The sequence below is a fragment of the Pseudomonas sp. NPDC089534 genome, from assembly GCF_044749305.1.
Taxonomy (GTDB): Bacteria; Pseudomonadota; Gammaproteobacteria; order Pseudomonadales; family Pseudomonadaceae; genus Aquipseudomonas; species Aquipseudomonas ekonensis.
On the sequence record NZ_JBIVHR010000159.1, the window covers coordinates 1 to 7,210 of the forward strand.

Annotated in this window: 5 protein-coding genes; all 5 read left to right on the forward strand. The window is 64.6% G+C overall.

The genetic code is table 11. The features are described from left to right. Positions 1–59 precede the first annotated feature (59 nt). The 5 genes from ACIP0B_RS27465 to ACIP0B_RS27485 all read left to right on the forward strand — a co-directional run bounded on the left by ACIP0B_RS27465 (position 60) and on the right by ACIP0B_RS27485 (position 7,194). Positions 60–602: a superoxide dismutase gene (locus ACIP0B_RS27465; RefSeq protein ID WP_400838161.1), complete on the forward strand. Its 543-nt coding sequence runs from the start codon at positions 60–62 to the stop codon at positions 600–602. Positions 603–949: 347 nt separating this feature from the next. After that, the gene (locus ACIP0B_RS27470; RefSeq protein WP_400838152.1) at positions 950–3,001 is read left to right on the forward strand and encodes a putative bifunctional diguanylate cyclase/phosphodiesterase; all 2,052 of its coding nucleotides are present in this window, start codon (positions 950–952) and stop codon (positions 2,999–3,001) included. A 178-nt stretch (positions 3,002–3,179) separates the two neighbouring features. Further along, positions 3,180–4,526, forward strand: a complete 1,347-nt coding sequence (locus ACIP0B_RS27475) for an imelysin family protein (protein ID WP_217890780.1) — start codon at positions 3,180–3,182, stop codon at positions 4,524–4,526. 146 nt (positions 4,527–4,672) lie between these two features. Then, positions 4,673–6,100: a di-heme oxidoredictase family protein gene (locus ACIP0B_RS27480; protein WP_400838155.1), complete on the forward strand. Its 1,428-nt coding sequence runs from the start codon at positions 4,673–4,675 to the stop codon at positions 6,098–6,100. A 26-nt stretch (positions 6,101–6,126) separates the two neighbouring features. Continuing rightward, entirely contained in the window at positions 6,127–7,194 is a 1,068-nt protein-coding gene (locus ACIP0B_RS27485; RefSeq protein ID WP_400838158.1) for an imelysin family protein, read from the forward strand. Positions 7,195–7,210 lie beyond the last annotated feature (16 nt).

Here is a 7,210-nt window from a genome sequence, read left to right on the forward strand (position 1 = left end):
TACGCGCTGTCCCGCGTCGCCAGCCAGAAGTACAGCGGCGAGGTCACCAGCAGCCGCACATTTCCAAGGAAACCCTGGAATTCCACCACGACAAGCACCACAACACCTACGTCGTGAACCTGAACAACCTGGTGCCAGGCACCGAGTTCGAAGGCAAGACCCTGGAAGAGATCGTCAAGACTTCCTCGGGCGGCATCTTCAACAACGCAGCCCAGGTCTGGAACCACACCTTCTACTGGAACTGCCTGGCGCCAAACGCCGGCGGTCAACCGACCGGCGCACTGGCCGAAGCGATCAACGCCGCTTTCGGTTCGTTCGACAAGTTCAAGGAAGAGTTCAGCAAGACCTCGATCGGCACCTTCGGCTCCGGCTGGGGCTGGCTGGTGAAAAAGGCTGACGGTTCCCTGGCCCTGGCCAGCACCATCGGCGCCGGCAACCCGCTGACCAACGGCGACACCCCGCTGCTGACCTGCGACGTCTGGGAACACGCCTACTACATCGACTACCGCAACCTGCGTCCTAAGTACGTCGAGGCGTTCTGGAACCTGGTCAACTGGAAGTTCGTGGCCGAGCAGTTCGAAGGCAAGACCTTCACCGCTTAAGCTGCACGCCAGACAAAAACCCGGCCTTGGCCGGGTTTTTTTATGCCTGCAAACGGGCACTGCATCACAGCCGATGCCTTTTCCCACAATGAAAGCGGCCCTCGCCCCCTTGCCCCAAATCCACGGAGGACTAACATCAGACAGAGGAAAAATTGTCCGACCGTTCCTCAAGTTGGAGGCCGATTCAACCGACACAGTGTCACTAGGGCAAAGACTCCAGACGGCAGCATTCCGGCCAAGCCCACGGACAAATGTCCCGCGGCCCGATTGTCCCTTTGACTGCCAACAACGGATTGCCAATACTCATGGCAACTTGACGCTACCCGCACGGAACAAGGAATAACCCTTTGAAGCTGGAACTCAAGAACAGCTTGTCGGTGAAGTTGCTCCGGGTCGTGCTTCTGTCGGCATTGATCGTCGGCGTGGTCTTGAGCTGCGCGCAGATCGTCTTCGATGCCTATAAGACACGCCAGGCCGTCGCCGGCGATGCCGAGCGCATCCTCGACATGTTCCGCGATCCTTCCACCCAGGCGGTCTACAGCCTGGACAAGGAGATGGGCATGCAGGTGATCGAAGGCCTGTTCCAGGACGACGCCGTGCGTCAGGCGTCCATCGGCCATCCCAACGAGGCCATGCTCGCGCAGAAGTCCCGCGAGCTGCAGCAGTCAAACAGCCGCTGGCTCACCGACCTGATCCTCGGCCAGGAACGCACGTTCACCACCCAACTGGTGGGACGCGGCCCCTACAGCGAATACTACGGCGACCTGAGCATCACCCTCGACACCGCCACCTACGGCCAGGGCTTCATCGTCAGTTCGGTGATCATCTTCATTTCCGGCGTGCTGCGCGCCCTCGCCATGGGCCTGGTGCTGTACCTGGTCTATCACTGGCTGCTGACCAAGCCGCTGTCGCGGATCATCGAGCACCTGACCGAAATCAATCCCGACCGCCCCAGCGAACACAAGATCCCGCAGCTCAAGGGCCACGAGAAGAACGAACTGGGAATCTGGATCAACACCGCCAACCAGTTGCTCGAATCCATCGAACGCAACACCCACCTGCGCCATGAAGCGGAAAACAGTCTGTTGCGCATGGCCCAGTACGATTTCCTCACCGGCCTGCCGAACCGCCAGCAACTGCAGCAGCAACTGGACAAGATCCTCGTCGACGCCGGCAAGCTTCAGCGCCGGGTCGCAGTGCTGTGCGTAGGCCTGGACGACTTCAAGGGCATCAACGAACAGTTCAGCTACCAGACCGGCGACCAGTTGCTGCTCGCCCTGGCCGACCGCCTGCGCGGCCACAGCGGACGCCTCGGCGCCCTCGCCCGTCTCGGCGGCGACCAGTTCGCCCTGGTGCAGGCCGACATCGAACAGCCCTACGAGGCGGCGGAACTGGCGCAAAGCATCCTCGACGACCTGGAGGCGCCGTTCGCCCTCGACCATCAGGAAATCCGCCTGCGGGCGACCATCGGCATCACCCTGTTCCCCGAGGACGGCGACAGCACCGAGAAGCTGCTGCAGAAGGCCGAGCAGACCATGACCCTGGCCAAGACCCGTTCGCGCAACCGCTACCAGTTCTACATCGCCAGCGTCGACAGCGAAATGCGCCGCCGCCGCGAACTGGAAAAGGACCTGCGCGACGCCTTGCTGCGCGGCCAGTTCCACCTCGTCTACCAACCGCAGATCAGCTACCGCGACCACCGGGTGGTCGGCGTCGAAGCGCTGATCCGCTGGCAGCATCCGGAACACGGGCTGGTGCCGCCGGACCTGTTCATTCCGCTGGCCGAGCAGAACGGCACCATCATCGCCATCGGCGAATGGGTGCTGGACCAGGCCTGCAAGCAGCTTCGCGAATGGCATGACCAGGGCTTCGTCGACCTGCGCATGGCGGTCAACCTGTCCACCGTGCAACTGCACCACGCCGAACTGCCGCGGGTGGTCAACAACCTGCTGCAGATCTACCGCCTGCCGCCGCGCAGCCTGGAGCTGGAGGTCACCGAAACCGGCCTGATGGAAGACATCAGCACCGCCGCCCAGCACCTGCTCAGCCTGCGCCGTTCCGGGGCGCTGATCGCCATCGACGACTTCGGCACCGGCTACTCGTCGCTGAGCTATCTCAAGAGCCTGCCGCTGGACAAGATCAAGATCGACAAGAGCTTCGTCCAGGACCTGCTGGACGACGACGATGACGCGACCATCGTGCGCGCCATCATCCAGCTGGGCAAAAGCCTGGGCATGCAGGTGATCGCCGAAGGCGTGGAAACCGCCGAGCAGGAGACCTACATCATTTCCGAGGGCTGCCACGAAGGCCAGGGCTACCACTACAGCAAGCCGCTGCCGGCCCGGGAGCTGGGCGCCTACCTCAAGCAGGCCCAGCGCAGCAACGCGGCCATCCTCTGAAAACCGGCGCCGAGGCGGCCGTGTCGGCCCCCTGCGACCGATCCCGCGCAAGCCCTGCGCAAACAAGAAATATTTCCAGTCACGGCCCTTTACACATAATGCGAAAGATTTGCATTATGTCGCAGTTTTGCGCGCGCCCCGCGCCTGTCCACTCAATTACCGAAGCAGGATGTTCGCCATGATTCGTATGCCTCTGGCTACCGCCAGTCTGCTGGCCATCGCTATTTCCCTCGCCGGTTGCGGCGAAGGCAAAGACAAAGAAAAGGCGGCCGCCCAGGCGCCGGTTCCGGCCGCCAGCACTGCCGCCGCTCCTGCTCCGGCCGCCGCCGGCAAAGTCGACGAAGCCGCCGGCAAAGCCGTCGTCTCGCACTACGCCGACATCGTCTACGCCGTCTACAGCGATGCCGAGTCCACCGCCAAGACCCTGCAGACCGCCGTCGACGCCTTCCTGGCCAAGCCCAACGCCGACACCCTCAAAGCCGCCAAGGCCGCCTGGGTCGCCGCGCGCGTGCCTTACCTGCAGAGCGAAGTGTTCCGCTTCGGCAACACCATCATCGACGACTGGGAAGGTCAGGTTAACTCCTGGCCCCTGGACGAAGGCCTGATCGACTACGTCGACAAGTCCTACGAACACGCGCTGGGCAACCCGGGCGCCACCGCCAACATCATCGCCAACACCGAGATCCAGATCGGCGAAGACAAGGTCGACGTCAAGGACATCACCCCGGAGAAACTCGCCAGCCTGAACGAGCTGGGCGGCTCCGAAGCCAACGTCGCCACCGGCTACCACGCCATCGAATTCCTGCTGTGGGGCCAGGACCTGAACGGCACCGGCCCGGGCGCCGGCAACCGTCCGGCCTCGGACTACCTGGAAGGCGCCGGCGCCACCGGCGGCCACAACGACCGTCGCCGCGCCTACCTGAAGGCCGTGACCCAACTGCTGGTCAGCGACCTGGAAGAGATGGTCGGCAACTGGAAGCCGAACGTGGCCGACAACTACCGCGCCACCCTGGAAGCCGAACCGGCCGAAGCCGGCCTGCGCAAGATGCTGTTCGGCATGGGCAGCCTGTCCCTCGGCGAACTGGCGGGCGAGCGCATGAAGGTGTCCCTGGAGGCCAACTCTCCGGAAGACGAACAGGACTGCTTCAGCGACAACACCCACAACTCGCACTTCTACGATGCCAAGGGCGTGCGCAACGTCTACCTGGGCGAGTACACCCGCGTCGACGGCACCAAGATGACCGGCCCGAGCCTGTCGTCCCTGGTGGCCAAGGCCGACCCGGCCGCCGACACCGCCCTGAAGAACGATCTGGCCGCCACCGAAGCCAAGATCCAGGTCATGGTCGACCACGCCAACAAGGGCGAGCACTACGACCAACTGATCGCCGCCGGCAACACCGCCGGCAACCAGATCGTGCGTGACGCCATCGCGTCCCTGGTCAAGCAGACCGGTTCGATCGAGGCCGCCGCCGGCAAACTGGGCATCAGCGACCTGAACCCGGACAACGCCGATCACGAGTTCTGATCCGCGCTGCACGAATGAAAAAGGCGACCTTCGGGTCGCCTTTTTTTGTTTGCCCCACATCAAGCAAACGATAATTCCTCTTATTCAATCCCCCTCGCCCTGTTAGACTTTGCGCCTTCAAAATTGCCGCTGCCGCAGGAAGTCTGATGCCCTCGCTGCCTCTTCGCTTGTCCGCACTGTGTCTGGCCCTGGGCCTGAGTGCCTGCGATGACGCCCCGCGCTTCACCAAGGCCGAACCGGGCGAAGCCCGTTCCGGCGGCAGCGCTACCGTGACCAAGAGCGACCGGAACGCGTTTTCCCTGCCGTCGGCCAACCTGCCGCCGTCGCGCCGGGTGGACTTCAGCGTCGGCAACAGTTTCTTCCGCAGCCCCTGGGTGATCGCGCCTTCGACCACCACCGCCCGAGACGGCCTCGGTCCGCTGTTCAACACCAATGCCTGCCAGGGTTGCCACATCAAGGACGGCCGCGGCCACCCGCCTGCGCCCGACGCGGTCAATGCGGTGTCGATGCTGGTGCGCCTGTCGATCCCCGATGCGCCGGAGTTCGCCAAGGTCATCGAACAGACGGGCGTGGTGCCGGAGCCGGTCTACGGCGGCCAGTTCCAGGACATGGCCGTGCCCGGCGTCGCGCCGGAAGGCAAGGTGCGGGTCGAATACACCCCGGTGCCCGTCCGTTTCAAGGACGGCACCGAAGTCGAACTGCAAAAGCCCGTCCTGCAGCTCACCCAGCTCGGCTACGGCCCGATGCACCCCGACACCCGGTTCTCGGCACGGGTCGCCCCGCCGATGATCGGCCTGGGCCTGCTCGAAGCGATCCCCGAGGAGGCGATCCTCGCCAACGCCGCCGCCCAGGCCAAAGAGGGCAACGGCATCAGCGGCCGGCCGAACCGGGTCTGGGACGACGCGCAGCAAAGGACCGTCCTGGGCCGTTTCGGCTGGAAAGCCGGGCAACCGAGCCTCAATCAACAAAACGTTCACGCGTTCTCTGGTGACATGGGCCTCACCACCGGCCTGAGACCCTTCGATGACTGCACCGACGCGCAAACCGCCTGCAAGCAGGCGCCGAACGGCAACGGCCCGGACGGCGAGCCGGAAGTCAGCGACAACATCCTGCGCCTGGTGCTGTTCTACAGCCGCAACCTGGCCGTCCCGGCGCGGCGCGGCGTCGACGATCCGCAAGTGCTGGCCGGCAAGAACCTGTTCTTCCAGGCCGGCTGCCAGTCCTGCCACACACCGAAATACACCACCGCCGCCGACGCCGCGGAGCCAGAACTGGCCAATCAAGTGATCCGCCCCTACAGCGATCTGCTGCTGCATGACATGGGCGAAGGCCTGGCCGACAACCGCACCGAATTCCAGGCCACCGGCCGCGAATGGCGCACCCCGCCGCTGTGGGGCATCGGCCTGACGCAGACGGTCAGCGGCCACACCCGGTTCCTGCACGACGGCCGCGCCCGCGACCTGCTCGAAGCCGTGCTCTGGCACGGCGGCGAAGCGCAGAAGGCGCAGCAACAGGTTTTGTCTTTCAACGCCGAACAGCGCGCCGCGCTGCTGGCGTTTCTGAACTCACTTTAAACACTTAAAAGAATCGGGAGCCCGACATGTTCCGTCCCAAGCTGTTGTTCACCAGCCTTGCCGCACTGGCCCTGGGCGCATGCTCGCCGCAGGATCCGCAGGCGGTCACCTCGGCCGCCATCGCCAAGTCGGTGATCCTGCCGACCTACACCCGCTGGGTCGAGGCCGACAAGCAACTCGCCATCAGCGCCCTCGCCTACTGCCAGGGCAAAGAGACCCTGGACACCGCCCGCGCCGACTTCCTCCACGCGCAGAAGGCCTGGGCCGAACTGCAGCCGCTGCTGATCGGCCCGCTGGCCGAGGGCAACCGCTCGTGGCAGGTGCAGTTCTGGCCGGACAAGAAGAACCTCGTCGGCCGTCAGGTCGAGCAGCTCGTCACCGCCCAGCCGCAGATCGACGCCGCCGCCCTGGCCAAGTCCAGCGTCGTGGTGCAGGGCCTGTCGGCCTACGAGTACATCCTGTTCGACAGCAAGCCTGACGTGGCCGACGCCGCCCAGAAAGCCAAGTACTGCCCGCTGCTGGTCGCCATCGGCGAGCGCCAGAAGCAACTGGCCGAAGAGATCCTGCAGACCTGGAACAACACCGACGGCATGCTCGCGCAGATGAGCAAGTTCCCCAACCAGCGCTACGCCGACTCCCACGAAGCGATCGCCGATCTGCTGCGGGTGCAGGTCACCGCCCTCGACACCCTGAAGAAAAAGCTCGGCACGCCGATGGGCCGCCAGAGCAAGGGCGTGCCGCAGCCGTTCCAGGCCGATGCGTGGCGCAGCCAGTCGTCGCTGACGGCGATGGAGGCCAGCCTCGCCGCCGCCAAGACCGTCTGGGAAGGCGTCGACAACAAAGGCCTGCGCGGCCTGCTGCCGGCCGAGCAGAAGCCGTTGGCGGACAAGATCGACGCCGCCTATGCCGCGTCGCTCAAGCTGTTCGGCAGCACCCAGCGCTCGTTGACCGAAATGCTCGGCGACGACGCCGGCCGCCAGCAGCTCAACGACATCTACGACAGCCTCAACGTCGTCCACCGCCTGCACGAAGGCGAGCTGGCCAAGGCGCTGGGCATCCAACTGGGCTTCAACGCCAACGTCGGTGACTGTTGAGGGCACGTGCCATGCT